General features: G+C 71.3%; 23 protein-coding genes and 1 pseudogene. 17 read left to right on the forward strand and 7 right to left on the reverse strand.

Annotated features, from left to right (window positions below):
• Positions 1-112: 112 nt before the first annotated feature.
• Genes gcvP through A3CE_RS0132760 form a run of 6 tightly spaced genes read left to right on the forward strand, consistent with a single transcriptional unit; the run spans position 113 to position 8,081 of the window.
• Entirely contained in the window at positions 113-2,944 is a 2,832-nt protein-coding gene (gcvP, locus tag A3CE_RS0132735; RefSeq protein ID WP_026469098.1) for an aminomethyl-transferring glycine dehydrogenase, read from the forward strand.
• A 1-nt stretch (position 2,945) separates the two neighbouring features.
• On the forward strand, positions 2,946-4,037 hold the full coding sequence (gene gcvT / locus A3CE_RS0132740) for a glycine cleavage system aminomethyltransferase GcvT (protein WP_020644328.1): 1,092 nt from the start codon (positions 2,946-2,948) through the stop codon (positions 4,035-4,037).
• Between the two features lie 12 nt (positions 4,038-4,049).
• The gene (gcvH, locus tag A3CE_RS0132745; RefSeq protein WP_020644329.1) at positions 4,050-4,427 is read left to right on the forward strand and encodes a glycine cleavage system protein GcvH; all 378 of its coding nucleotides are present in this window, start codon (positions 4,050-4,052) and stop codon (positions 4,425-4,427) included.
• The gene (locus tag A3CE_RS0132750) at positions 4,427-5,701 is read left to right on the forward strand and encodes a serine hydroxymethyltransferase (protein WP_020644330.1); all 1,275 of its coding nucleotides are present in this window, start codon (positions 4,427-4,429) and stop codon (positions 5,699-5,701) included. The genes gcvH and A3CE_RS0132750 overlap by 1 nt, the downstream gene beginning before the upstream one ends.
• Entirely contained in the window at positions 5,698-6,699 is a 1,002-nt protein-coding gene (lipA, locus tag A3CE_RS0132755; protein WP_020644331.1) for a lipoyl synthase, read from the forward strand. Before A3CE_RS0132750 ends, lipA begins: the two co-directional genes overlap by 4 nt.
• A gap of 14 nt (positions 6,700-6,713) precedes the next feature.
• Entirely contained in the window at positions 6,714-8,081 is a 1,368-nt protein-coding gene (locus A3CE_RS0132760; protein ID WP_020644332.1) for an L-serine ammonia-lyase, read from the forward strand.
• On the opposite strand, the gene A3CE_RS0132765 is transcribed toward A3CE_RS0132760, so the two are convergent.
• A complete protein-coding gene (locus A3CE_RS0132765) occupies positions 8,068-8,265 on the reverse strand; it encodes a hypothetical protein (protein ID WP_245589625.1) in 198 nt (65 codons plus the stop codon). The genes A3CE_RS0132760 and A3CE_RS0132765 overlap by 14 nt on opposite strands.
• Before the next feature lie 133 nt (positions 8,266-8,398).
• Between A3CE_RS0132765 and A3CE_RS0132770 the strand changes: the two genes are divergently transcribed.
• Positions 8,399-9,121, forward strand: coding sequence for a FadR/GntR family transcriptional regulator (locus A3CE_RS0132770; protein WP_020644334.1), 723 nt, complete (start codon positions 8,399-8,401; stop codon positions 9,119-9,121).
• Positions 9,122-9,208: 87 nt separating this feature from the next.
• Entirely contained in the window at positions 9,209-11,116 is a 1,908-nt protein-coding gene (locus A3CE_RS55510; protein ID WP_020644335.1) for a transglycosylase domain-containing protein, read from the forward strand.
• A gap of 4 nt (positions 11,117-11,120) precedes the next feature.
• Here A3CE_RS55510 and A3CE_RS0132780 read toward each other — a convergent pair whose 3' ends face one another.
• Positions 11,121-11,777, reverse strand: a complete 657-nt coding sequence (locus A3CE_RS0132780; protein WP_020644336.1) for an O-methyltransferase — start codon at positions 11,775-11,777, stop codon at positions 11,121-11,123.
• Between the two features lie 225 nt (positions 11,778-12,002).
• Here A3CE_RS0132780 and A3CE_RS0132785 point away from each other — a divergent pair, with 225 nt between their 5' ends.
• Together A3CE_RS0132785 and A3CE_RS55515 are read left to right on the forward strand one after the other, a co-directional pair.
• Positions 12,003-13,325, forward strand: coding sequence for an aminotransferase-like domain-containing protein (locus A3CE_RS0132785; protein WP_020644337.1), 1,323 nt, complete (start codon positions 12,003-12,005; stop codon positions 13,323-13,325).
• A gap of 92 nt (positions 13,326-13,417) precedes the next feature.
• The gene (locus tag A3CE_RS55515) at positions 13,418-14,569 is read left to right on the forward strand and encodes an FAD-dependent oxidoreductase (RefSeq protein ID WP_020644338.1); all 1,152 of its coding nucleotides are present in this window, start codon (positions 13,418-13,420) and stop codon (positions 14,567-14,569) included.
• A gap of 1 nt (position 14,570) precedes the next feature.
• Here the strand turns inward: A3CE_RS55515 and A3CE_RS0132795 are convergent, their stop codons facing one another.
• From A3CE_RS0132795 to A3CE_RS0132810, 4 genes and pseudogenes are all read right to left on the reverse strand, one after another.
• Positions 14,571-16,364, reverse strand: a complete 1,794-nt coding sequence (locus tag A3CE_RS0132795) for a hypothetical protein (RefSeq protein WP_020644339.1) — start codon at positions 16,362-16,364, stop codon at positions 14,571-14,573.
• Between the two features lie 342 nt (positions 16,365-16,706).
• Positions 16,707-17,003 (reverse strand): annotated as a pseudogene (locus A3CE_RS0132805) (SDR family oxidoreductase); the annotation flags it as partial.
• Positions 16,904-17,152, reverse strand: a complete 249-nt coding sequence (locus tag A3CE_RS59960) for an SDR family oxidoreductase (protein ID WP_125591773.1) — start codon at positions 17,150-17,152, stop codon at positions 16,904-16,906. The pseudogene A3CE_RS0132805 and the gene A3CE_RS59960, both read right to left, overlap by 100 nt.
• Complete coding sequence (locus A3CE_RS0132810; protein ID WP_013223722.1) at positions 17,136-17,336, reverse strand: hypothetical protein; 201 nt, start codon at positions 17,334-17,336, stop codon at positions 17,136-17,138. The genes A3CE_RS59960 and A3CE_RS0132810 overlap by 17 nt, the downstream gene beginning before the upstream one ends.
• A gap of 219 nt (positions 17,337-17,555) precedes the next feature.
• On the opposite strand from A3CE_RS0132810, the gene A3CE_RS0132815 reads away from it, so the two are divergent.
• Positions 17,556-18,779 carry an NAD(P)/FAD-dependent oxidoreductase gene (locus tag A3CE_RS0132815; RefSeq protein ID WP_020644340.1) on the forward strand — a complete coding sequence of 408 codons (1,224 nt, stop codon included), beginning with the start codon at positions 17,556-17,558 and terminating at the stop codon, positions 18,777-18,779.
• Here the strand turns inward: A3CE_RS0132815 and A3CE_RS51990 are convergent.
• Positions 18,748-19,974: a multidrug effflux MFS transporter gene (locus A3CE_RS51990; protein ID WP_020644341.1), complete on the reverse strand. Its 1,227-nt coding sequence runs from the start codon at positions 19,972-19,974 to the stop codon at positions 18,748-18,750. The two genes, A3CE_RS0132815 and A3CE_RS51990, sit on opposite strands and share 32 nt — an antisense overlap.
• A gap of 204 nt (positions 19,975-20,178) precedes the next feature.
• On the opposite strand from A3CE_RS51990, the gene A3CE_RS0132825 reads away from it, so the two are divergent.
• The 6 genes from A3CE_RS0132825 to A3CE_RS0132850 all read left to right on the forward strand — a co-directional run bounded on the left by A3CE_RS0132825 (position 20,179) and on the right by A3CE_RS0132850 (position 26,704).
• Entirely contained in the window at positions 20,179-21,030 is an 852-nt protein-coding gene (locus A3CE_RS0132825; RefSeq protein ID WP_026469101.1) for a fumarylacetoacetate hydrolase family protein, read from the forward strand.
• A gap of 2 nt (positions 21,031-21,032) precedes the next feature.
• Complete coding sequence (locus A3CE_RS0132830) at positions 21,033-22,337, forward strand: enolase C-terminal domain-like protein (protein WP_020644343.1); 1,305 nt, start codon at positions 21,033-21,035, stop codon at positions 22,335-22,337.
• Positions 22,330-23,076: an SDR family NAD(P)-dependent oxidoreductase gene (locus A3CE_RS0132835; protein WP_020644344.1), complete on the forward strand. Its 747-nt coding sequence runs from the start codon at positions 22,330-22,332 to the stop codon at positions 23,074-23,076. The genes A3CE_RS0132830 and A3CE_RS0132835 overlap by 8 nt, the downstream gene beginning before the upstream one ends.
• Positions 23,077-23,139: 63 nt before the next feature.
• Positions 23,140-24,174, forward strand: a complete 1,035-nt coding sequence (locus A3CE_RS0132840) for a sugar ABC transporter substrate-binding protein (RefSeq protein WP_020644345.1) — start codon at positions 23,140-23,142, stop codon at positions 24,172-24,174.
• Positions 24,171-25,694: a sugar ABC transporter ATP-binding protein gene (locus A3CE_RS0132845; RefSeq protein ID WP_020644346.1), complete on the forward strand. Its 1,524-nt coding sequence runs from the start codon at positions 24,171-24,173 to the stop codon at positions 25,692-25,694. Before A3CE_RS0132840 ends, A3CE_RS0132845 begins: the two co-directional genes overlap by 4 nt.
• Entirely contained in the window at positions 25,691-26,704 is a 1,014-nt protein-coding gene (locus A3CE_RS0132850; RefSeq protein WP_020644347.1) for an ABC transporter permease, read from the forward strand. Before A3CE_RS0132845 ends, A3CE_RS0132850 begins: the two co-directional genes overlap by 4 nt.
• The last annotated feature ends 37 nt before the right edge of the window (positions 26,705-26,741 follow it).

Genomic DNA, 26,741 nt, shown 5'->3' on the forward strand with positions numbered 1-26,741 from the left:
GAAAGCCGCACTGTGTCTTCTCCCAGCAGCGCGGTGAAACTCTCAGGTGCCATGACAGAGGGGGAGTTCCCAGCGCACCGTTGTGCCCGGTGCCCGGCCCGAGGAGCTCCCGATCACTTCTACGCAGTTCGACGCCCGCCACATCGGCCCGTCCGAGGCCGAACGCGCGAAGATGCTGGCCGAGTGCGGTTACGGCAGCCTGGACGCCCTCGTCGGCGCCGCCGTGCCGAGCGCCATCCGCGCCACCCGTGACCTGCGGCTCCCGCCCGCCGCGTCCGAAGAGGAGGCCACCGCGGAGCTGCGTGCCCTCGCCGCGCGCAACCGCCCGATGACGCAGATGATCGGCCTCGGCTACTCCGACACCGTGACGCCCGGCGTCATCCGCCGCAACGTCCTCGAGAACCCGGCCTGGTACACGGCGTACACGCCCTACCAGCCGGAAATCTCCCAGGGACGGCTCGAAGCGCTCCTCAACTTCCAGACCATGGTCGCCGACCTGACCGGCCTGGCCACCGCGAACGCGTCCCTGCTCGACGAGTCGACCGCCGTCGCCGAGGCCGTCACGCTGATGCGCCGCGCGTCCAAGTCGAAGTCGAACAAGGTCGTGCTCGACGCCGAGTGCCTGCCGCAGACCATCGCCGTGGTGCGGACGCGCGTCGAAGCCCTGGGCATCGAGGTCGAGGTCCGCGACCTGCTGACCGGCCTGCCGGACGAGTTCTTCGGCGTCGTCGTCCAGTACCCCGGCGCGTCCGGTGTGCTGCGTGGCCGCGGTTTCTACCAGGCGATTTCGGAGTCGGCGAAGGCCGCGGGCGCGTTGTACACCGTCGCCGCCGACCTCCTCGCGCTGACGCTGATCACCTCGCCCGGCGAGTTCGGCGCCGACGTCGCCGCGGGGTCCACCCAGCGCTTCGGCGTCCCGCTCGGCTACGGCGGTCCGCACGCCGGGTACATGGCCGTCCGGGCCGGGCTCGAGCGGTCGCTGCCCGGGCGCCTGGTCGGCGTTTCGGTCGACGCCGACGGCAACCCGGCCTATCGGCTGGCGCTGCAGACGCGTGAGCAGCACATCCGCCGCGAGAAGGCGACGTCCAACATCTGCACCGCGCAGGTCCTCCCGGCCGTGCTCGCCGCGATGTACGCGGTCTACCACGGTCCCGACGGCCTGAAGAAGATCGCCCAGCGCGTCCACGGCCTCGCCGCGGGCTTCGCCGACGCGCTGCGCAAGACCGGCGTCGAGGTCGTCCACGAGTCCTTCTTCGACACCGTCGTCGCGCACGTGCCCGGCCAGGCCGCCGAGGTCCACGCGGCCGCCCGCGAAGCCGGGATCAACCTCGGTCACGTCGACGCCGACCACGTGCGCGTCGCCTTCGACGAGGTCAGCACCCCGGCGATCACCGCGAAGGTCCTGCGCGCGTTCGGTGTCGAGGACGAGGTCACCGACGGCGTCGCGCTGCCGAACGGCCTGGCCCGCGAGAGCGGCTTCATGGGCCACGAGGTCTTCGGTACCCACCGCTCCGAGACGGCGATGCTGCGCTACCTGCGCCGTCTGTCCGACCAGGACTACGCGCTCGACCGCGGCATGATCCCGCTCGGCTCCTGCACGATGAAGCTCAACGCCACCACCGAGATGGAGCCGATCAGCTGGCGCGAGTTCGCCGGCATCCACCCGTTCGCGCCGGCCGAAGACGCTTCGGGCTACCACACGCTCGTGGGGCAGCTCGCGGAGTGGCTGGCCGAGGTCACCGGTTACGACAAGGTGTCGCTGCAGCCCAACGCGGGCAGCCAGGGCGAACTCGCCGGGCTCCTGGCCATCCGCGCGTATCACCGCGCCAACGGCGACGAGGGCCGGGACGTCTGCCTGATCCCGTCGTCCGCGCACGGCACGAACGCCGCGTCCGCGGTGCTCGCCGGGATGCGCGTCGTCGTGGTCAAGTGCACCGGCGAAGGCAACGTCGACCTCGACGACCTGAAGTCCAAAGTGGACGACCACCGCGACACGCTGGCGGCGATCATGGTGACGTACCCGTCCACGCACGGCGTGTACGAGCACGACATCGACGAGCTGGCCAAGATCGTCCACGACGGCGGCGGCCAGGTGTACGTCGACGGCGCGAACCTCAACGCCCTGCTCGGCCTGGCCAAGCCGGGCGAGTTCGGCGGCGACGTCTCGCACCTGAACCTGCACAAGACGTTCTGCATCCCGCACGGCGGCGGCGGTCCCGGTGTCGGCCCGGTCGCGGTGCGCGCGCACCTCGCGCCCTACCTGCCGAACCACCCGCTGCTGGCCGCGGCCGGGCCCGAGACCGGCGTCGGCCCGATCAGCGGCGCGCCCTACGGCTCGGCGTCGATCCTGCCGATCTCCTGGGCCTACGTCCGGATGATGGGCGCGCCCGGCCTGACCGCGGCCACGAAGGTCGCCGTGCTGGCCGCGAACTACGTCGCCTCGCGGCTGGCCCCGCACTACCCGGTGCTCTACACGGGCCAGGACGGCCTGGTGGCGCACGAGTGCATCCTCGACCTGCGGCAGATCACCAAGGAGACCGGCGTGACGGTCGACGACGTCGCCAAGCGGCTCATCGACTACGGCTTCCACGCGCCGACGATGTCGTTCCCGGTCGCGGGCACGCTGATGGTCGAGCCGACCGAGTCGGAAGACCTGGGCGAGATCGACCGGTTCATCGCCGCGATGATCGCGATTCGCGCCGAGATCGACCATGTTGCAGCGAACCATTGGAGCGCGGAGGAGTCGCCGTTGCGGGGCGCCCCGCACACCGCGGAGACGCTGGTCGGGGAGTGGGACAAGCGCTACGACCGCGAGCTGGCCGTGTACCCGGCGGGTGTTTCGCGGAAGAACAAATACTGGCCCCCGGTGCGTCGCATCGACGGCGCCCGCGGCGACCGTAACCTCGTGTGCTCCTGCCCGCCCCTGAACGCGTACGAAGGCTGAGATGTCCAAGGAAACCTCCCTGCACGGAGTCCACAAGGGACTCGGTGCGCTGTTCACCGACTTCGCCGGCTGGTCGATGCCGGTCCGCTACGCCAGCGAGCTGGCCGAGCACAAGGCCGTCCGCGAGGCGGCCGGGCTGTTCGACCTCTCGCACATGGCCGAGATCCACGTCACCGGCAAGCAGGCGGCCGACGTCCTGGACTTCGCGCTGGTCGGCAACCTCACCGGGGTCAAGCCGGGCCGGGCGCGCTACACGATGATCTGCGACGCCGACGGCGGTGTCCTGGACGACCTGGTCGTCTACCGCCTGGCCGACGAGCACTACCTGGTGGTGGCGAACGCGGGCAACGCGAAGGTCGTCGCGGACGCCCTCGCCGAGCGCGTCGCGGGCTTCGACGCCGTCGTGGACGACCGGTCCGAGACCACCGCGCTGATCGCCGTCCAGGGCCCGAACGCCGCGGCGATCCTCGCTGCCGTCACCGACGCCGATCTGGCGGCCCTGAAGTACTACGCCAGCGTCCCGGCGTCCGTGAAGGGCCACGACGTCCTGCTCGCCCGCACCGGCTACACCGGCGAGGACGGCTTCGAGCTGTTCGTCGACGCCGACGCGGCGCCGGCGTTGTGGCGTCTGCTCATGGAAGCGGGCGAGCCGCACGGCTTTGTCGCGGCGGGTCTCGCCTGCCGCGACACGCTGCGGCTGGAAGCCGGGATGCCGTTGTACGGCAACGAACTCACGCTTGACCAGAGCCCGTTCGAGGCGGGGCTCGGGCGGGTCGTCAAGTTCGAGAAGCCGGGCGACTTCGTCGGCCGTGCGGCGCTGGAAGAGCGGTCCAAGGAAGACGTCCAGCGGGTGCGGGTCGGCTTGCGGGGCGCGGGCCGTCGCGCTCCCCGGCACGGCTACACCGTCCTGGCGGACGGCAAGGAGATCGGCGAGGTCACCAGCGGCGCGCTGTCGCCCACGCTGGGTTACCCGATCGCCATGGCGTACGTCGATCGGGCGTACGCCGAGCCCGGTACCGAGCTGTCCGTCGACATCCGCGGCCGGATCGAGCCCGTCGAGGTCGTCGCCCTGCCCTTCTACTCCCGCGCGTAAAGGACTTCCCCTGTGAGCATCCCCGAGAACCTGCAGTACACGAAGGAACACGAGTGGCTGAAGGTCGAGGACGGCATCGCCACCGTCGGCATCACGGCGTTCGCCGCGGAGTCGCTCGGTGACATCGTGTTCGTCCAGCTGCCCGAGGCCGGCTCGACCATCACCGCGGGCGAGGTGTTCGGCGAGGTCGAGTCGACCAAGTCGGTCAGCGAGCTGTACGCGCCGGTCTCCGGCGAGGTCGTCGAGGTGAACGGCACCACATCGGACACCCCCGAGGTCATCAACTCCGACCCGTACACCGAAGGATGGCTCCTGAAGGTGCGTCTGACCGGCGACGTGCCCGAACTGCTCCACGCCGCCGCGTACGCCGCGCTCACCCAGGAGAACTGATGACGACCTTCGACTCGCCTCTGTCCGAAGTCGACCCCGAGGTCGCCGCGGCCGTCGCCGACGAGCTGACCCGCCAGCAGTCCACCCTGGAGATGATCGCGTCCGAGAACTTCGCCCCGGTGGGCGTGCTCGAGGCGCAGGGCTCGGTGCTGACCAACAAGTACGCCGAGGGCTACCCGGGCCGCCGCTACTACGGCGGCTGCGAGCACGTCGACGTCGTCGAGCAGCTCGCCATCGACCGCGCGAAGGCCCTGTTCGGCGCCGAGCACGCCAACGTCCAGCCGCACTCGGGCGCGCAGGCCAACGCGGCCGCGATGTTCGCGGTGCTCAAGCCGGGCGACACGATCCTCGGCCTCGACCTGGCGCACGGCGGCCACCTGACGCACGGGATGAAGATCAATTTCTCGGGCAAGCTGTACAACGTCGTCGCCTACCACGTCGACAAAGAGACCGGGATCGTCGACCTGGCCGAGATCGAGCGGCTGGCGGTCGAGCACCGGCCGAAGCTGATCATCGCCGGCTGGTCGGCGTACCCGCGTCAGCTGGACTTCGCCGAGTTCCGCCGCATCGCGGACCTCGTCGACGCCCGCCTGATGGTGGACATGGCGCACTTCGCCGGGCTGGTCGCGGCCGGGCTGCACCCGTCGCCGGTGCCGCACGCCGACATCGTCACCACGACCACGCACAAGACCCTCGGCGGCCCGCGCGGCGGACTCATTCTCTGCCGCGAGGAACTCGCGAAGAAGATCAACTCGGCGGTGTTCCCCGGCCAGCAGGGCGGGCCGCTGGAGCACGTCATCGCGGCCAAGGCCGTCGCGCTGAAGATCGCCGCGAGCGACGAGTTCCGCGAGCGCCAGCAGCGCACCCTGGAGGGCTCGCGGATCATCGCCGCGCGGCTGTCGCAGGCGGACTGTGCCGCGGCGGGGGTGCGCGTGCTGACCGGCGGCACCGACGTCCACCTCGTCCTGGTCGACCTCGTTCAGTCCACTCTGGACGGTCAGCAGGCCGAGGACCGGCTGCACGAGGTCGGCATCACGGTCAACCGCAACGCCGTCCCGTTCGACCCGCGCCCGCCGATGGTCACCTCCGGCCTGCGGATCGGCACCCCGGCGCTGGCGACCCGCGGCTTCGGCGCGGACGACTTCGCCGAGGTCGCCGACATCATCGCGGAAGCCCTGAAGCCGGGCTTCGACGACGCGGTGCGTTCCAAGCTCCGCGACCGCGTCGAGACCCTCGCGGCGAAGCACCCGTTGTACGCGGGCCTGTCGCGATGAGCGCGCAGCCCGAGGGCCGGAAGCTGTTGCGTCTCGAGGTTCGCAACAGTGAGACGCCGATCGAGAAGAAGCCGTCGTGGATCAAGACGCGGGTGCGGATGGGGCCGGAGTTCACCGAGCTCAAGGGTCTCGTGCGCCGCGAAGGACTCCACACGGTGTGCGAAGAAGCCGGTTGTCCCAACATTTACGAATGCTGGGAAGACCGTGAGGCCACGTTCCTGATCGGCGGTGACCAGTGCACCCGCCGGTGCGATTTCTGCCAGATCGATACGGGTAAGCCCGCTGCGTTGGACACTTCGGAGCCGCGGAAGGTCGCGGAGTCCGTTCAGGCCATGGGGCTGCGGTATTCGACGGTCACGGGCGTGGCTCGGGATGACTTGGCTGATGGTGGCGCGTGGCTGTACGCCGAGACCGTCCGGCAGATCCACGACTTGAACCCCGGTACCGGCGTGGAACTGCTGATTCCGGACTTCAACGCGGACCCGGCGCAGCTGGCCGAGGTCTTCGGGTCGCGGCCGGAAGTCCTTGCCCACAACGTGGAAACGGTGCCGCGGATCTTCAAGCGGATCCGTCCCGGCTTCCGCTACGCGCGGTCGCTCGAGGTCATCACCAAGGCGCGTGAGTTCGGCCTGGTCACGAAGTCGAACCTCATTCTGGGTATGGGTGAGACGCCCGACGAGGTGGCGCCGGCGATGCAGGATCTGGTGGATGCGGGGTGCGAGATCTTGACGATCACGCAGTACCTGCGACCGTCACCGCGGCACCACCCGGTGGACCGCTGGGTGAAGCCGGAGGAGTTCGTCGTGCATTCTCAGGCTGCTGAGGCGATGGGCTTCGCGGGCGTGATGGCGGGGCCGCTGGTGCGGTCGTCGTACCGCGCGGGACGGCTCTACGCGCAGACCAAGGGCTACCGTGGGGAGGAGCTGCCGGAGAACCTGCAGCACCTCGCCGACCAGGGCCCGGCCGCGCAAGAAGCCAGCTCCCTGCTGGCGCGATAGGAAGGGGCGGATCAATGGCGATCAGCGTCTTCGACCTGTTTTCCATCGGCATCGGCCCGTCGAGCTCCCACACCGTCGGGCCGATGCGGGCGGCACGGACCTTTGTGGACGGACTCGGCGACGATCTCGCCGCGACCGCCCGGGTCCAGGCCGAACTGTTCGGTTCACTCGGCGCGACCGGCTTCGGCCACGGCAGCGACAAAGCCGTCCTGCTCGGACTTTCGGGTTCGCGTCCCGAAGAGATCGACACCGACACCGTGCCGGTGCGCATCGCCCAGATCCGTGAGTCCGGGCGACTGCTTCTGGCCGGCACAAACGAGATCGCGTTCACCGAGGACACCGACCTCACGATGCACCGGCGCAAGTCGTTGCCGGCACACCCGAACGGCATGATCTTCCGCGCGTTCGACGCGGCCGGTGGACTGCTGCGGGAGCGGACGTACTACTCGGTCGGCGGCGGTTTCGTCCGCGACGAGTCGTACGAGACGGACGCGGTGTTCGTCGAGGACGCGACGCCGGTGCCGTACCCGTTCCGCACGGGCGCCGACCTGCTCGGGCACTGCGCGTCGACGGGGCTGCCGATCAGCGAGATCATGATGGCGAACGAGCTGTCGTGGCGTTCGCGTGAGGAGGTCCGCGACGGGCTCCTGGCGATCTGGGCGGTCATGGCCGAGTGTGTCCGCAACGGCTGCTCGCACGAAGGAGTCCTGCCGGGCGGCCTGAAGGTGCCGCGACGCGCGAAGGCGCTGCACGAGAAGCTCCTGGCCGAGGACGGCGCGGACGACCCGCTGTACGCGATGGACTGGGTCAGCCTGTACGCGCTGGCGGTCAACGAGGAGAACGCCGCGGGCGGCCGAGTGGTGACGGCCCCGACCAACGGCGCCGCCGGCATCATCCCCGCCGTGCTGCACTACTACCAGCGGTTCATCCGGCACTCGTCGGACGACGGCATCGTGACGTTCCTGCTCACCGCGGGCGCGATCGGCTCGATCCTCAAGCAGACGGGCTCGATCTCCGGCGCCGAGGTCGGCTGCCAGGGCGAGGTCGGCTCGGCCTCGGCGATGGCGGCGGCGGCCCTGACCGAAGTCCTCGGCGGCACCCCGGCCCAGGTGGAGAACGCGGCGGAGATCGGCGTGGAACACCACCTCGGCCTGACGTGCGACCCGGTCGGCGGCCTGGTCCAGATCCCGTGCATCGAGCGCAACGCGGTCGGCGCGTCGAAGGCCATCCACGCGGCAAGGATGGCCATGCGCGGCGACGGGAGCCACGTGGTGACCCTGGACAAGGCGATCAAGACGATGCGCGAGACGGGCGCGGACATGAGCGTGAAGTACAAGGAGACCGCCCGCGGCGGCCTGGCGGTGAACGTCATCGAGTGCTGACGCCGGGCTCCTCCGGTTCGGTCGCCAGCCTCAGGCCGACCTCCACCAGGGTCCAGCCCAGCTGTTGCCGTCTGCTGCCCGTGCGGCGGCGAGGATTCGCCCGGCCCGGCGGCCGGTTGCGCACGCCGTGGTGGAGTTCGGTCTCGCGCTCGTGGACCAGGTCCTCGGCCATCAAGAAGTGCACCGGATCGCCCCCTGCGTCGATGTTCGGTGTCGTGGTCCCATCGTCGCCGAGTGTGGTCGTTGTCTGCCACTGGTTTTCCGTGCGGCGAACACAGGGTGACCGGCACCCCCGGAACTCGGCCTAGACTCGCGGGATGGAGTCGACCTCGGTGGTGAATGCCGGTGAAGCGCTGTTCCGGCCGGTCCGGACGGGCAACGCCTTCGAGGAAACCGTCGAGCGGCTGCTGCAGGCGATCCGGCTCGGCGTGGTCGGCGCGGGGGAGCGGCTGCCCTCGGAGCGCGAGCTCGCCGAGCGGCTCGGCGTCAGCCGGGTCACGTTGCGCGAAGCCATTCGCGCGCTCTCCGATGCCGGTTACGTGGAGTCACGGCGGGGTCGGTACGGCGGCACGTTCGTGAACGAAAGCCTGCCCGGGCCCGAGCGGTCACCCGGCGGCAAGGTCGACTCCGTCGCGCTGGAGGACGCGCTGAGCCTGCGCTACGTCCTCGAGACGGGCGCCGCGGAGATGGCCGCCGCGCGATCGCTCAGCCCGGCCGACCGGCAGCACCTCACCGGCACGCTCGCCGAGGCCGCGAGCGCCGACCTCGACGACTACCGCCGCAAGGACTCCCGGCTGCACCTGGCCATCGCCGAGGTGACCGCGTCCGGCTCGCTGACCACGGCGATGGCCGACGCCCGCTCGCGCGTCAACCAGCTGCTCGACCGGATCCCGCTGCTCCCGCCCAACCTCGGCCATTCGAACACCCAGCACGAGGCGATCGTCGACGCGATCCTCGCCGGCGACGCGCCCGCCGCCCGGCAGGCGATGGCGGAGCACATCGAAGGCACGGCCTCGCTGCTGCGCGCGTTCCTGGCCTGACGACGGCGCGCCGGCCTCTTCACAGGATTCGAACAACCTCGTCAATTCTCCACAGAACCTTTTCACCCGTCCGGCCGTCACTCATTCGTGACCATTGCGCCGGAGGAAGAAGACCGAAAGCCGGACACCTCGCGCCGCCGCCGTCGGCGGCGCTTTCGCCGCGTCGCGGGCTGGACGGCCGGCACGCTCGTCGGCGTTCCGCTGATCGCTTTCTGGGTCGCCTACCTCGTGCTCGACGTCCGCAGCCCGCAGGACGTCCTGGCCGGGCTCGACAAGACCGTCATCCTGCAGTACTCGGACGGATCCGAGCTGCTCAAGGTGCTTCCCGCGGACGGCGACCGGCTGTTCGTGCCCTACTCGAAGGTGCCCGCGAAGCTGCGGGACGCGATCATCGCCACCGAGGACCCCACGTTCTGGGACAACCAGGGCTTCGACCCCACCGGCATCGGCCGCGCGTTCCTCACCGGGGTCGGCGGCGGCTCGGGGATCACCCAGCAGTACATCAAGAAGTCCACCGGAGACGCCGACGCGACGCTCGGGCGCAAATTCGCCGAGCTGGTGCTGGCCACGAAGATCACCCAGGAACAAAGCAAGGAACAGATCTTCGAAAGCTACGTCAACATCATCTCCTTCGGCCGCGGCACGTTCGGGCCCGCGGCGATGAACGCGTATTTCGGCAAGAAGCTCGACGATTCGATCACCTGGAGCGAAGCCGCCTTCCTCGCCGGGATGATCCAGTCGCCGTCGGTGCACGACCCGGCCGCCTCCGGCGACATCCACGCTTCGCGGCGCTGGCAGTACGTCCGCGACAAGCTCGCCGTCCGCGGATACGTGAAGGGCGGCGAACCGATGGCCTACCCCGGCACCGAGATCCAGCCGCCGTCGGAGACCCGCGCGGGCCGCGTCACCTACGACGAATTCCACGTCAAGCAGCAGGTCCTGGCCGAGCTCGACCAGGACGGCTTCCCGCTCGCCCGGCTCCAGCAGGGCACCATGACGGTCGAGACGACCCTGGACCGCGGGATGCAGGACGTCGCGAGGAAGGCGTTGCTGGACAGGCTGAAGCGCGAGCCGAAGGAGTTCCGCGGCGCTCTCGTCGCGGCCGACCCGAAGACCGGCGCCGTCCGCGCCTACTACGGCGGTGACCAGGGCGTCCGCGACTACGCGGGCACGCCGCACGCGCTCGGCTCGGCGTTCTCCCCGTTCACCCTCGCCGCGGCCCTGCGCCAGGGCTACGGCCCGGACCAGCCGATCCCGTCCCCGGCGAAGGTGGAGTTCCTCGGCGAGAACTTCCAGTACCCGGACGTCTGCGGCCCGAAGTGCACCCCGCGCAAGGCGATGGTGTCGCACGCGATCACCCCGTTCATCGCGATGGCGAAAAAGGTCGGCCCGGACGCGCTGAGCGAAACCGCGCGGCAGGCCGGCATCCCGGAAACCGTGGACGGCGTGCCGACCCTGCGGGAGAAGGACGGCTTCCTGATCGGTGCGGGCATCGCGGCCGGCCGGTACGCGCTGCGGCCGCTGGACGTGATGGGCGCGTACGGGACCTTCGCCGCGGACGGCCGCCGCGCCACCCCGCATCTGGTGGCGAAGGTGCGGAACCAGAGCGGCGAGGTCGTCTGGGAACACCCGGACACCGCGCAGCCGGCGTTCGGCGAAGACGGCGACCTGAGCCGCCGCGTCGCCGCCGACGTCACCGGCACGCTGGACAGCGTCCTCCCGGACGGCCGCCCGGCGGCGCTGCGCACCGGCGAGGCCGAGCACGGCATCGGCCCGGACAACCAGGACGCCTGGGCCGTCGGCTACACCCCGCAGCTGGTCACGGCGGTCTGGGCCGGCTCCGACGACGACCGGCTGCTGAAGGACGCAGGCGGCGCGAAGCTGACCGGCGACGTCGTCCCGGCCGACATCTGGCGCGGGTTCATGGTCGCCGCCCACCGGGGGCTGCCGGTCCGGCCACTGGCCGCCGGCCGCCCACCGGTGGGGCGGCGGTGAGCGGTCAGCGCACCAGGGCCAGCACGAACCCGTCGTGCCCCTTGGCGCCCACGGTCTGCACGGCCGTCGCGTCCAGCCGCGGCTCGGCGGCGAGCAGGTCGAACATCTCCCGCGCGCCCCGGACGTTCGGGTCGGTGCTGCCGGCGTCCGTCACGTGGCCTTGGCGGACGACGTTGTCGACCACGATCGTCGTGCCCGGCCGCGCCAGCTCCAGCGCGGCGCGCACGTAGTTCGCGAGGTTGACCTTGTCGGCGTCGATGAACACGAAGTCGAACGGCCCGGACAGCGCCGGGAGCGTGTCCAGTGCGGCGCCGACGCGGATGTCGGCGACGTCATCGCCGAACCCCGCCCGCGCCAGGTTCGCCTTCGCGACTTCGGCGTGCTTCGGATCGTATTCGCAGGTCACCAGCTTGCCGCCGGGCGGGAGCGCGCGAGCAAGCCAGATCGTGCTGTACCCGCCGAGCGTGCCGATCTCGAGGATCGTCCGCGCGCCCGCCATGCGGGCCAGCAGGTGCAGCAGCTTGCCCTGGTTGGGCGCGACGGCGATCGACGGCAGCCCGGCGGCGGCCGAGTCGGCGAGCGCGTCGTCGAGCACCGGATCGGGGGCGAGCAACGCGCTGTTGAGGTAGTCGTCGATTTCGGCCCAGGTCTTGTCGGTCATGGCACCTCCGAACCCAATCTAGCCGGGCCCGGCGACCGGGCGCCTGGTGACGGACTTCGTGACAGGCGCGCCGGACCCGGAGCTGGCGGCGGCCCTGGACCCGGCCCGGCTTTCCCGCCCGGCTTGAGGCTCGGCCCAAACGCACCCAATGCCACATCGGGGCGCATGAGGCCGACCCCGCTGAGGTGCGATCATGCTCACCGGAACCGAAGGCGGAAGGTGGACATGGACGACTACCGCGTCGTCGCGGACGCCCTTGCCGCCGACATCGAGGCCGGCCGTCTCCGGCCCGGCGACCGGCTGCCGCCGCAGCGCCGGTTCGCGCGGGAGCGCGGCGTCGCGAACTCCACCGCCGCCCGCGTCTACGGCGAACTCGTCCGGCGCGGTCTGGCCGTCGGGGAAGTCGGCCGCGGCACGTTCGTCCGCGCCGCGAAGCGGCCGCCCGAACCGGCTCTCGCCGAGCCCGGCGACGCGCGCGTCGACCTCGAACTCAACTTCGCCGTCCTGCCGGGGGAATCCGCGCGGCTGGCCCGCGCGCTGGAACCGTTGCTGCGCGAGGACGTCCTCACCGCGGCCCTGCACCCGATCGGCGCCGCGGGCACCCCGGTGGCCCGGACGGCGGTGGCCGCGCTGCTCGCCCGCGGCGGCTGGCGGCCGGACCCGGCGGCGATCCTGTTCACCGGCAACGGCAGGCAGGCCATCGCGGCCGCGATCGCCGCGTTCGTGCCGGTGGGGGAGCGGCTCGCGGTGGAGTCGCTGACGTACCCGGTGGTGAAGGCCCTGGCCGCGCGGCTCGCCGTGGAACTCGTGCCGATCGAGACGGACGAGTCCGGCCTGGTGCCCGAGGCGCTGGCCGCGGCCGGGCCGGTGCGCGCGCTGTACGTCCAGCCGACCCTGCACAACCCGCTCGGCACGACGATGCCCCCGGCACGCCGCGCCGCGCTCGCCGAGGTCGTCGCCCGCCTGGACCTGCCGGTGATCGAGGACGGCATCTACACGTTCCTGCGGGACGACGTCCGCCCCTTCGCCGCGTACGCGCCGGAGCGGACAGTCTTCGTCGACAGCCTGTCCAAGCGGGTCGCCCCCGGGCTGACGGCGGGGTTCCTCGTGCCGCCACCGGCTTGGACCGCGCGGCTCGCGTCGTCGGTGCGTTCGGGCGGCTGGGCCGCGTCGCGTTTCGCCGTCGAAGCGGCGACGCAGTGGATCGTGACCGGCACCCTCGCGGAGGTCGAAGCCGCCAAACGCCGTGACGCGGCCGCGCGGGCGTCGGTGGTCGCGGAGAAGCTGCCGGGACTGCGCGGCGACGCGGCGTCGTACCACCGCTGGTGGGAGCTGCCGGAGCGGTGGCGGGCGGAGACGTTCGTCGCGGCCGCGGCGCGCCGCGGGATCGCCCTGTCCCCGGCGGCGGCGTTCGCGGTGCTGCCGGGGCACGCGCCGAACGCCGTGCGGATCGCGGTGTCGGCCCCGCCGGTGGAAACGCTCTCCGCGGCGCTCGACGTCCTGGCCGGGCTGGCGAGCGGAAGCCCGGACGACCTGGTGGCCGACTGACAGCCGCCGCCGGCGCTCTACCAGCGCCGTGTGCGGCTCGCGGCAGGAGCCGCCGCCACCCTTCGGTTGTCACGCGATCGAAGGAGCAACGGATGCACACCCCAGTCACGATCATCGGCGCCGGTCTCGGCGGCCTCACCCTCGCCCGCGTCCTGCACGTCCACGGGATTCCGGCCACGGTCTACGAAGCCGAGCCGTCCCCGAAGGCGCGGACGCAGGGCGGGATGCTCGACATCCACGACTACAACGGCCAGCTCGCCGTCGAGGCGGCCGGCCTGTTGGACGAGTTCCGCGGCCTGGTCCTGGAGGGCAGGCAGGCGATGCGGGTCCTCGGCCGGGACGGGACCGTGCTGGCCGAGAAAGCCGACGACGGCACGGGCGGGCGCCCGGAGGTGCAGCGCGGCGACCTGCGGCGGATGCTGCTCGACGCGCTCCCGGACGGCACTGTCCACTGGGGACACAAGGTGACCGGTGCCCGGACCCTCGGCGACGGCCGGCACGAGGTGACCTTCGCCGACGGCGGCACCGTCGTCACCGGCCTGCTGGTCGGTGCGGACGGCGCGTGGTCGCGGGTCCGGCCCCTGCTGACGGCGGCGAAACCCGAATACGTCGGCGAAGCCTTCGTCGAGATCTACCTGTTCGACGCCGGCACCCGCCACCCCGTGGCCGGCAAGACGGTCGGGGGCGGCTCGCTCATGGCGCCGGCCTCGGGCAAGGAAATCCACGCCCACCGGGAGAGCGGGGACATGCTGCACGTCTACGTGTCGCTCACCCGGTCGCTCGACTGGTTCGCCGCCATCGACTTCACCGATCCCGCCGCGGCCACCGCCCGGGTCGCGGCGGAGTTCGACGGCTGGGCCCCGGAACTCACCGCGCTCATCACCGAGGGCGACACCGCGCCCGTCCTGCGACCGCTCTACACCTTGCCGATCGGGCACCGGTGGGAGCGGGTGCCGGGGGTGACGCTGATCGGCGACGCGGCCCATGTCATGCCGGCCAACGGCGAAGGCGCCAACCTGGCCATGCTCGACGGCGCCGAACTCGGCCTGGCCCTCGCCGCGCACCGCGGCGACGTCGAAGCCGCGCTCGCAGGGTACGAGGAGGCCATGTTCCCCCGCAGCGCCGAGGTGGGGGCCGAGGGCGCCGAGTTCGGCGAGCTCCTCGCCGGCGTGGCCGACGAGGACGTCCCGCGGGTCCTGATCGAGGCGTTCGCCGCGCTCACCGAGGCAGGACGCGCTTCCTGAGTCAGGGGGCGTACTTGCCGACGAAGCTGCCGCAGGTGACGACGCGGCCCGTCAGCCGGGCCTGGATCGCCTTCTCCAGGCCCAAGAAGTCGAACACCGGTGTGTCGGCCGGGATCGACTCCGGGACCGGGCCGCCCGTCGCGAGCATCCGGTACGAGTCCGTCTGGAACAGGACCAGGTAGCCGCCTTCGCGGTTCAGCTCGTCCGCCGTCGCGAGCATGCGCTCGGGCGCGTCGCCGACGATCTCCAGCGGCAGCGGCCATTCGAGGGGGAACGGGTTGCGCAGGCCGAACGCGGGGTAGGCGAACGGGCTGTCCGGCAGGATCGCCGTCCGTGCGGCCGGGAAGCGGTCCAGGCAGTCGCGGATCTGCCGGACGAAGGTGAACGTCGACGGGTTCGTGCGGATGCCGGACATCGCCGGGGTGACCGCGCCGAGATCCTCGGTCAGCCGGTCGTGGCCGACGTCGAGGTAGGCCGCCTGGTCGTGGCGGGCCACGACGGCCCAGCCGCAGACTGCCACCAAGGTCAGTCCGGCCGTCGCGGTCACCCAGCGCCGCGGCGGCCGGGGCCGCGGCGGCACCACCTGGCCGAGCAGCAGCAACGACGTCAGCGCGAGCGTGCCGGTGAGCAGCGTCGGCGTGTCGTTGCCCCACGACAGGCTGATCATGAAGCCGGTGGCGAGCACCAGCAGCCCGGCCCACGGCACTTTCCGCCGCACGGCCGCGTTCACCGGCACGCTCACCACGACGATCCACCACAGCACGTCCGCCCAGCGCGTGGAGCCGGTGAACCCACCGTCGACGACGGTCCAGACGATCGCGGCCGCGCCGGCGAGCACCAGCACCCACGACGCCGCCCGCCCGGCCGCGCCGAGCCGGTCACCGGGCAGCCGGACGGCCAGCAGCACCACGGCGATCGCGGCGAAGAAGCCCAGTCCGCGCACCGGCGGCCTGGTCAGCGCCTCCGGATCGTCGAGCCACAGCCCGAGCAGCCGTTCGCCGTAGGCGGGCAACCCGCCGGTGAGCTGCTCGACCATCTCGGCGAAGCCGCCGCCCAGGCTCACCCACGTCACGTACGCCAGCCCGGGCGCGGCCAGCGCGAGGAGGTCGAGGACCAGCCGCAGCGCGCGTCGCGTGCCCGCCCGTGTCGCCGGGTGGAGCAGCAGCCAGACGACGCCGATCACCGCGGCCGGCGCGAAGCTCTGCTTGACGAGCACCGCGCAGCCGAGCAGCACCAGCCCGCCGCGGCGGGCGAGCGCGTGGCCGCTGCACCTGCCGCTCAAACCGGCGTCCAGCGCCCAGGCACCGCACGCGGTCAGCGCGATGCCGTCGATGGTGTGCCAGGCCATCAGCGGGAAGGCGTTGAGGTTGATGAGCGACGCCGCCGCGACCATCGCCGTCATGCCCGGGCCCCAGTCCAGCACCCGGCGGCGCGTGACGAGCGTGGCGAACGCGATCGTCGCCACGATGATCTCGATCATGGCCAGGAAGCTCGACCCGAAGAACAGCGGCATCGGCAGCGCGTAGTCGGCGATGTGCAGGACGGCGGACCCGAGCGGGCGGGCGGAGATGATGTCGGCGTGCGGGACTTCGCCGTGCAGCACGCGCCACGCCTGAGCGAGGATGAACCCCTGGTCGGAGGGGTGGAAGCCGAAGCGGCCGACGCGCAGTTCGGTGGCCAGCGCGAGCAGCAGCACCCAGCAGGCGTGCATGCTCCAGCGCAGCAGCGGCCTCACCGGTTTCGCGGGAGCCGGGTCCGGCGCGGTGGCGGTCTGCGCAGGACTCGCCACGTCCACGCCCCGTCCGCCTTTCCGCTCTCGATCACACCCGGGAAGCGATGGTAGCGGCCGGACCGGTCACCGGCGCGAACCGCACCACCGGCCCCGCCCGAAGTTCGTGAAGGCCACCTTGAGGAACATAGAGTTCCGGAAGGTGGCCTTCACGGACTTGTCGTCACCCGGAGGTGTGCCGGGCGGTGCCGATCTCGGCCGTTTCCTCGGCCACGGCGCGTTGTTCCCCAGTGGTGGTTTCCGGCATTCCGAACTCCCCAGTTCACGCCCGTACGCGGTGTACGGGACTCGCGCGAGGGTAGAAGTACCGTTGGCCCAGTGCCAGTGTTTCGGCGGAATTCGCGGCGATCAAGCACGACGGCGCCAGAACAGGCGGGTCACCGCCGCCGCGACCGGCGCCGGCGCGGGCGGGCGGGGCAGGCCGCGGGTCTCCGGGGCGGACTCCTGCACCGCCCGGTAGGCGAGGTGCGCGGCGAAGCGGGCGAGCCGCGGCATCCGCACCGAGGTGAACGTGACGCCGTCCGAGAGCGTCTCGCGTCCGGCCGTCAGCCCGAACTCCTCCAGCGCCGCCTTCGAAGCCAGATACGCGGAGAAGCGCGGGGTGTCGGTCTGCAGGCCCTGGGTGGTGACACCGCGGACGTCTCCGGCCGCCGCAACAGGCGGGCGACCAGGCGTTTCCCGACGAATCCCGTCGCGCCCGTCACGAAGTAGGTCGTCATGGCCGGTCCCTTCCGTCGGGCCCGACTCCAACCTACTGAAAAGTAGGAACGGTAGTTGTCAGCTTTCTTCTTCATCGGCCGTCGCGACGACGGCGTCCCGCAGGGCGGCCCGCAGCCGTCCGACGTCGAGCGGGCCCAGCACGGCCGCTTCGCCCGGCGGCGCGACCAGCACCACCTTGTCGTTGCTGACGAACACCGTCACGTCCCTGCGCCTGCCGGCCAGATCCCGGCAGCCGATCGACCACTCGCCCCGACTCATGGTCGCCGCCCTCCGATTCCCTTGTCGTGGTCGTGCTTCGTGCGAGGGTGGGAGCGGCGCCCGGCGGCGCTATGACGCGCGTTCACCCGATCTGCCTACTCGCGGGTTTTCTCTTGCGCTTCGCGGATTTCCGGCGTATCTCCCGGTCGTGGCGCGGCCGGTTCGGGAGTACCGTCCGCACCGACTCGTCGTCGTGGGAGGTTTGGGATGTCGTCTGGGATGGCGGAGCCGCGGAAGATCGTCGTCGTCGGTGCGGGCCTGGGCGGGGCGTCCGCCGCCGCCGCTCTGCGCGAACGCGGCTACCCCGGCGAAGTCCTGCTGATGGGCTCCGATCCGCGCCGCCCGTACGAGCTGCCACCGCTGTCGAAGGGCGTGCTGCTGGGCAACACCGACGAGCCCGACTGGGTCCACGAGGAGAAGTACTACGGCGAGCACAACATCCGGTTCACCCCGGGCGTCACGGCCACCCGGATCGAACTGGGCGCGCGGCTGGTGCTCGACGACGCGGGCGGCGAGCACCGGTTCGACCGGCTGGTGCTGGCGACCGGTTCCCGGCCGCGGACGTTGCCGGTCCCCGGCGGCGACCTCCCCGGGCTCTACACGCTGCGCACTCTCGACGACGCGCTCAAGCTGCGGTCGGCGTTCACCGCGGCGGAGCGGGTGGTGATCGTCGGCGCGGGCTGGATCGGCTCCGAAGCGGCCGCGGCGGCACGGACGCACGACGCGGACGTGACGGTCGTCGACCCGGTGCGGGTGCCGCTGGCCAACGTCGTCGGCGAGACGGTCGGCGGGGTGTTCCGGGACCTGCACGCGGAAAAGGGCGTCCACTGGCGCCTGGGCGAGCAGGTCGCGGAGATCACGGGCGGCCCGGACGGCGTCCGCGGAGTCCGTCTCGCCGGGGGAGAGGAGCTGACGGCGGACGTGGTCCTGGTCGCGGTCGGCGCGGCACCCCGGGTGGAGCTGGCCCACGCGGCGGGCCTGGAGCTGTCGGACGACGGCGGGGTGGCGGTGGACGCGAGCCTGCGCACGGCGGCCCCGGACGTATACGCGGTCGGCGACATCGCGGCCCACTTCCACCCGCGCTACGGACGGCGTATCCGCGTGGAGCACTGGGCGAACGCGAAGGACCAGGGCGCGCACGTGGCGCGGAACCTGCTGGGGGAGAACGAACCGTTCCTCGCCTCGCCGTACTTCTTCACCGACCAGTACGAGCTGGGCTGCGAATACCGCGGCCTGGCGGACCCGGCATCGGACGAGCTGGTCGTCCGCGGCGACCTGGCGTCCCGGGAGTTCACGGCGTTCTGGCTGCGCGAAGGCCGGGTGGCGGCGGCGATGAACGTGAACATGTGGGACGACGGGGATGCCCTCGGGGCCTTGGTGGACGGTCGCGCGACGGTGACCGCGGAACAGCTCAAGACGGCGGATCTGGCGTCGCTGGCGTGACTTCCCGCGCCAGGACCAGGAAAGCCGCCAACGCCAACACCGCGAACCCCGCCATGGTCGCCGCCATCGGCAGCGCCGTTCCCGGGCCGCCGAGGCCGACCAACGGCGTTGCCACCGCGCCCACCACGAACTGCAGCACTCCCAGCAACGCCGATGCCGCCCCGGCGGACCGCGCGTGCGACGCCAGCGCCAGGGAGCTCGCGTTCGGCATCACCAGGCCGATGCTCGACACCAGCAGGAACAACGACACCAGCAGCACGACCAACGGAGCCCGGAACAACACCGAAACCAAGACCGAAGCCCCGCCGAACACACCCAGCAGCAGGCCGGAAAGCAGCAGAACGCGCTCGGGCACCCGGCCGGCCAGACGGCCGTTGAGCTGGCCCGCCAGCACGATGCCGACGCCGTTGACCCCGAACACCACGCTGTACGCCTGCGGGCTGAGCCCGTACACGCCCTGCAGCGCGAACGACGACCCCGAGATGTAGGCGAACATCGACGCGAACAGCAGTCCCGACGCCAGCGCGTAGCCCGCGAACGACCGGTCCAGCGCCAGGCGCGCGTACGTGCGCATCACCTGGCCGAGCCGCAGGGGTGAGCGAACCGGAGAAGGCTCCGGCAGGAAGAAGGCCACCACGGCCAGCAGCAACGCCCCGAACGCCGTCAGCACGACGAACACCCCGCGCCAGGACGTCCAGTTCAGCAGCTGGCCGCCGAGCAGCGGGGCCAGGATCGGGGCCAGGCCGCTGACCAGCATCAACGTCGAGAAGAACTTCGTCATCGCCGTGCCGGAGAACAGGTCGCGCACCGTCGCCCGGGCGATCACGATGCCCGCGGCCGCGCCCAGGGACTGCACGAGCCGTGCGGCGACCAGCAACCAGGCGTCGGGGCTGACCGCGCACAGCACCGAACCCACGACGTACAACGCGAGCCCCGCCAGCAACGGCCGGCGGCGTCCCAGCGAGTCCGACAGCGGACCCAGCACGAGCTGGCCCAGCGCCAGTCCCACGATGAACGCGCTGAGTGTCAGCTGGACCGTGGCGTCCGCGGCGTGCAGGTCCTGCGCCATCCGCGGCAGCGCGGGCAGGTACATGTCGATCGACAGCGGCCCGAAGGCCGTGAGCCCACCCAGGACCAGGACGAACTTCAGCCGCGCCCGCCTGCCCGGCGCGGTACGTTCCGCCGTGGTGGTCACCCGCGTCCTCCTGTCCCTGATCCGGACCAGCGACGGAGTAGCCGGGGCTATTCCGGCTGTGATCGGTGACACCCCGTGGTCACCCGCGCGGTGAACCGGTACTGATCCGATCAATTTACGCCCGATTCGGCGAAGACTCTGGATTGGCGGTCACGACTGCGATATACATCGGATGTCTGGTCGGTGTGGGCGAAGGGAATATCAGTGCAGCTAGTGCGCCTCGGGGAGCCGGGAAGTGAGCGTCCGTTCGCGCGTGCCGACGACGGCACGACCTACGAGCTGGGCGGGCTGACCGCCGACATCGACGGTGGCTTCCTCGCCGCGGACGGGGTCGCGCGCGCGGCCGCCGCGCTCGCTGCCGGGGAGCTGCCGAAGTCGTCGGAAACCGGCCTGCGCGTCGGCGCGCCCATCACCCAGCCCGGCAAGGTCGTCTGCATCGGCATGAACTACCGCCGCCACGCCGAGGAGACCGGCGCGACGCCGCCCACCGAACCCGTCGTCTTCATGAAGGCGCCGGACGTCGTGGTCGGCCCCGGCGACGACGTCCTCATCCCGCGCGGGTCGGTCAGCACCGACTGGGAGGTCGAGCTCGGCGTCGTCATCGGCAAGACCGCCCGCTACCTCGACAGCGTCGACGAAGCTCTCGGGTACGTCGCCGGGTACGTCGTCTCGAACGACGTCTCCGAGCGTGAGCTGCAGTTCCGCACCGCCCAGTGGGACAAGGGCAAGTCCTGCGAGAACTTCAACCCGCTCGGCCCGGCCCTGGTCCCGGCGAGCGAGGTGCCCGACCCGCAGGACCTCGGCCTGCGGCTGTGGATCAACGGCGAGAAGAAGCAGGACTCGACCACCAAGGACATGATCTTCACCGTCGCCGAGATCATCCACCACCTGAGCCAGGTGATGGTGCTGCGGCCCGGCGACCTCATCAACACCGGCACTCCCGAAGGCGTCGCCCTCGGGCAGCCCGACCCCAAGCCCTACCTGCGCGACGGCGACGTCATCGAGCTGGAGATCGACGGCCTCGGACGGCAGCGCCAGACCGCGAGGCAGGCCTGACCATGGCGAAGATCATCGGCATGGAGGTGCTGGACGTCCGGTTCCCCACCTCCCGGGAGCTGGACGGCTCGGACGCCATGAACCCGGACCCGGACTACTCCGCCGCCTACGTCGTGCTGCACGCCGACGGCGGCCCGGACGGCTACGGGCTCGCGTTCACCATCGGCCGCGGCAACGACGTCCAGGCCGCCGCCATCCGCGCGCTCGCGCCGCACGTCGTCGGCCGGGAGATCCCGGAGGACGCGGCCGCGCTTGGCGACCTTTCGCGCACCCTCGTCGGCGACTCGCAGTTCCGCTGGCTGGGCCCGGAAAAGGGCGTGGCGCACATGGCGGTCGGCGCGGTCGTCAACGCCGCCTGGGACCTCGCCGCGCGCTGCGCCGGCCTTCCGGTCTGGCAGTTCGCGGCCCGCATGACCCCCGAAGAACTCGTCAGCCTGGTCGACTTCCGCTACCTCTCGGACGCCCTCACCGAGACTGAAGCCCTGGAGATCCTCCGCCGGGCGGAACCCGGCCGCGCCGAACGCACAAAGCAGCTCGAAGCGAACGGCTACCGCGCCTACAGCACGTCACCCGGCTGGCTCGGGTACGCGGACGCGAAGCTCGTCCGGCTGGCCGAACAAGCCGTCGCCGACGGCTTCGAGATGATCAAGCTCAAGGTCGGCGGCAACCTCGAGGACGACGTCCGGCGGATGAAGCTCGCCCGCGAGACCGTCGGCCCGGACGTCCGGATCGCCGTCGACGCCAACCAGCGCTGGGACGTCTCGGCCGCGGTCACCTGGATGACCGCGCTGGCGCCGTTCGACCCGTACTGGATCGAAGAGCCGACCTCGCCGGACGACATCCTCGGGCACGCGGCGATCGCGAAGGCCCTCGCGCCGATCAAGATCGCCACCGGCGAGCACGTCCAGAACCGCGTGGTCTTCAAGCAGCTGCTGCAGGCGAACGCGATTTCGGTGCTGCAGCTGGACGCGGCCCGCGTCGGCGGGTTCAACGAGAACCTGGCGATCCTGCTGCTGGCGGCGAAGTTCGGCGTGCCGGTGTGCCCGCACGCCGGCGGCGTCGGCCTCTGCGAGCTCGTGCGTCACCTGTCGATGTTCGACTTCGTGGCGGTGTCCGGCACCGACGCGGACCGGTCCATCGAGTGGGTCGACCACCTGCACGAGCACTTCACCGACCCGGCCGTCGTCGAGCACGGCCGGTACCTCGCCCCGACCGCCCCCGGGTTCTCCGCGCGCATGCACGACGCGACGCTGCGCCGCTTCCGGTTCCCGGACGGTCCCGAGTGGACGGAGACCGCAAGTGAGTGAATTCGAGGGCCTGGTGGCCGCCGTCACCGGAGGCGCCTCGGGGATCGGCAAGGCGGCTGCGACATTGCTGGCCGAACGCGGCGCACAGGTGGCAGTCCTCGACCTGAAGCCGGGCGATGACGGCTTCCGCTGCGACGTCTCTTCCGATGACGAAGTCCGAGAAGCAATCGACGCCGTCGTGGAACGCTTCGGGCGCCTCGACATCCTGGTCAACAACGCCGGGATCGGCGCGCAGGGCGATGTCACGGCCAACGGCGACGACGAATGGCACCGCGTGTTCGACGTCAACGTCGTCGGCATGGTCCGGCTCGCCCGCGCCGCGGTGCCGCACCTCAGGAACTCGCCGTCCGCGGCGATCGTCAACACGTGCTCCATCGCGGCCTGGGCCGGCCTGCCCAACCGCGCGCTCTACTCGGCCACCAAGGGTGCGGTGCTCTCGCTGACCCTGGCCATGGCGACCGACCACCTGCCCGACCGGATCCGCGTCAACTGCGTGTGCCCCGGAACGGCGGACACCCCCTGGGTGGGCCGGCTGCTCGACGCCGCCGATGACCCGGCGGCCGAACGCGCGGCCCTCGCGGCGCGCCAGCCGATGGGCCGGCTGGTCACCGCCGACGAGGTCGCGAACGCCATCGTCTACCTCGCCAGTCCCCTCTCCGCCTCGACCACCGGCACCGCGCTCGCGGTCGACGGCGGCATGTACGGCCTGCGTCCTCGCGGCCCGGTTCACCACGACTAGAAGACTTGATTCCCCGCCGTCATCAAGGAGGATGCTGTGCGCGCTGCGTTATTCGAAAACAGGGTGATCCAGGTGGCCGTCACGGCCACCGTCTGCGGCCTGGTACTGGCCGCCTGTGGGTCCACAAAGGACAACGCGTCGGCGCCCGCCGCGGGCGGTGGCAACGCGGGCGGCAAGGTCGGCGCGACGCTGCCGCTGCTGACCTCGCCGTTCTGGCAGGCCTACAACAACTACGTGCCGAAGATGGCCACGGAAGAGGGCGTCGACGTCCTCCCGACGGTCAACGCCGACAGCGACCCCGCGAAGCTGATCACCGACATCGGGACGTTCCTCAACCAGGGCGTCAAGGGCCTGGTCGTGACGCCGCTGGACTCGGCCGCCATCGTCGCCGGGCTCAAGCAGGCGGAGAACAAGGGCGTGCCGGTGGTCGCGGTCGACGTCGCCCCCGAGAGCGGCAAGGTCGCCATGGTCGTGCGGGCCGACAACAAGGCCTACGGCACCAAGGCGTGCGAAGCGATCGGCGAGAAGGTCAAGTCCGGCAAGGTCGTGCAGATCATGGGTGACCTCGCGTCGGTCAACGGCCGCGATCGCTCGGAAGCCTTCCGCGACTGCATGAAGTCCAAGTACCCCGGCATCCAGGTGCTGGAGATCCCGGCCGAGTGGAAGGCCGACAAGGCGTCCTCCGGCCTGGACAGCATGCTGACCGCGAACCCGGACATCAAGGGCGTCTACATGCAGGCCGGCGGCGTCTACCTGGCCCCGACCGAGCAGGCGCTCAAGCGCAAGAACCTGTTCTTCCCGGTCGGGGACCCGAAGCACATCGTGCTCGTGTCCAACGACGGCATCCCGCAGGAGCTGGCCGCGATCCGCGCCGGCGAACTGGACGCCACGGTGTCCCAGCCGGCCGACGCGTACGCGAAGTACGGCCTGTACTGGCTGAAGAAGGCCATGGCGGGCGAGACGTTCAAGCCGGGCCCGACCGACCACGACAGCACCATCGTCGAGATCAGCCCCGGCATCCTCGAGGACCAGCTGCCCGCGCCCGTCATCACCAAGGCCAACGTGGACGACAAGGCCCTGTGGGGGAACAACCTGTGACCGCGCTGCCCGCCGGCGAATCCGCCGTCCCGGTGGTCAGCGCCGTAGGTGTCGGAAAGCGCTACGGCCCGACCGTGGCGCTGCACGACGTCAGCCTCACCGTGCACCCCGGCGAGTCACACGCGCTCGTCGGGCGCAACGGGGCCGGCAAGTCGACGCTCGTCTCCATCCTCACCGGCCTGTCCACCACGGACACCGGGCACGTCGAGTTCGGCGGCGAGCCGGCCCCGCCCTTGTCCAAGCAGGACGACTGGAAGGCGCGCGTCGCCTGCGTGTACCAGCACGCGATGGTCGTCCCGCAGCTCACCGTCGCCGAGAACCTGTTCCTCAACCGGCAGGCGGGCGGCGGGTTCGCGATCGGCTGGAAGACGCTGCGGCGCAAGGCCCGCGAGCTGCTCGACTCGTGGGACGTCCACGTCGACGTCGACACCGCGGCCGGGGACCTCTCGGTCGAGGACCGGCAGTTCGTCGAGATCGCCCGCGCGCTGTCCTACGGCGCCCGGTTCATCGTCCTCGACGAGCCGACCGCGCAGCTGGACAGCCAGGCCATCGAGCGGCTCTTCGAGCGGATGCGCCAGATGCAGGCGGGCGGGGTGACGTTCCTGTTCATCTCGCACCACCTGCACGAGGTGTACGAGGTGTGCCAGGCCGTCACGGTCCTTCGCGACGCGAAGCACATCCTCACCGCGCCGGTGTCCGAGGTCGGCCGAGCCCAGCTGGTCGACGCGATGACCGGCGAGCCGGGTGGTCTGTCGGTCCGTGACGCCGCTTCCCGCGAGGCCCTCGACGACGATGCCGCGGAGATCCTCGCGGTCGACGGGCTGTCCGGCGACAGCTTCCGTGACGTCTCCTTCCGCCTGCGCCGCGGGGAGGTCGTCGGGCTCGCGGGCAGCAACGCCAGCGGGAAGCACCAGGTCGCCGAGACGGTCTACGGCCTGCGGACGCCGTCCGCGGGCACGATCCGCGTCGACGGCTCGCCGCTGCCGCCGGGCGACATCCCGGCGGCGTTGCGGGCCGGGATCGGCTGCGTGCCGCGCGACCGGCACCACGAAGGCCTGATACTGGCGCACTCGATCGCGGACAACACCACGATGTCCATTTTGGACAAGCTGGGCCGCGGCGGGATCGCTTCGCCGGGGAAGCGGCACGCGCGTGCGTCGCAGGCGCTGAAGGACTACGACATCGTGGCCGCCGGCGCCGAGCAGCCGGTGTCGGACCTGTCCGGCGGCAACCAGCAGAAGGTCGTGCTGGCCCGGGCGCTGATCGGCGACCCGCGGGTGGTCGTGCTGATCAACCCGACCGCCGGCGTGGACGTGAAGTCGAAGGAGGCGCTGCTCGCGGTCGTGGACCGGGTGCGCGCGGAAGGCAAGGCGGTGCTGATCGTCAGCGACGAGCTGGACGACCTGCGCCTGAGCGACCGGGTCCTGGTGCTGCGCGCCGGGGCCGTGGTCGCCGAGCACCAGGCCGGGTGGTCCGACGGCGACCTCGTGGCCGACATCGAAGGAGTCGAGCTTTCGTGACCGACGTGATGACCTCTCCGCAGACGGAGCTGCCCGCCCCACCCCGGCGCCGCAAAGCCGTCTGGCTGCGTGAACTGGCGCTGCTGCCCGCGCTGGTCGTGGTGTTCCTCATCGGCGGTCTGGTCGACGACACCTTCGTCGGCTGGAGCAACATCGTCAGCATCCTGACCGCGTCGGCCGCGCTCTCGCTGGTCGTGCTGGGCGAATCGCTGGTGCTGATCACCGGGAAGTTCGACCTGTCGCTGGAATCGACGATGGGCCTGGCGCCGGCACTCGGCGCGATGGTCGTCATCCCGGTGGCGTCGGCGGGCTTCGGCGTCGAACTGCCGGCGGCGATCGGCCTGCTGGTCATCCCGCTGTGCGGCGCGCTCGTCGGGTTCGTCAACGGCTTCCTGATCGTGAAGCTGAAGCTGAACGCCTTCATCGTCACCCTCGCCATGCTCACCGTGCTCCGCGGTGTCCAGGTGGGTTCGACCAAGGGCAAGACGCTGTTCAACCTGCCGGACTCCTTCACCGACCTGGCGACGACGACGTTCCTCGGGCTGCCGATGTCGGTGTGGCTGGCCGCGGCGCTGTTCGCGGTCGCCGGCTGGGTGCTGCGCTACCACCGCGTCGGCCGCGCGCTGTACGCGATCGGCGGCAACCGCGAAGCCGCCCGGGCGGCGGGTGTGCGTGTCGACCGGATCGCGTGGGCGGTGTTCGTCGTCGCGGGGATCCTCGCCGCTATCGGCGGGCTCGCGTACACCGGTTACGTCGGGGCCTTGGGCGCGAACCAGGGATCCGGCATGATCCTTCAGGTGTTCGCGGCAGCGGTGATCGGTGGCGTCTCGCTCGACGGCGGCAAGGGCACGCTGGTCGGCGCCCTCACCGGCGTCCTGCTGCTGTCGTCGGTGTCGAGCCTGCTCAACTACGCGCACGTCACGGCGGAGTGGCAGGGGGCGATCTACGGCGCCATCATCCTGGTCGCGCTGATCATCGCCCGCTACGCGGGCGGCAAACCCCAAACCTGATCCCCGCCCACCCCGTGATCATCCGACGTTCGAAGGT

The sequence above is a fragment of the Amycolatopsis balhimycina FH 1894 genome, assembly GCF_000384295.1.
Lineage (GTDB): Bacteria > Actinomycetota > Actinomycetes > Mycobacteriales > Pseudonocardiaceae > Amycolatopsis > Amycolatopsis balhimycina.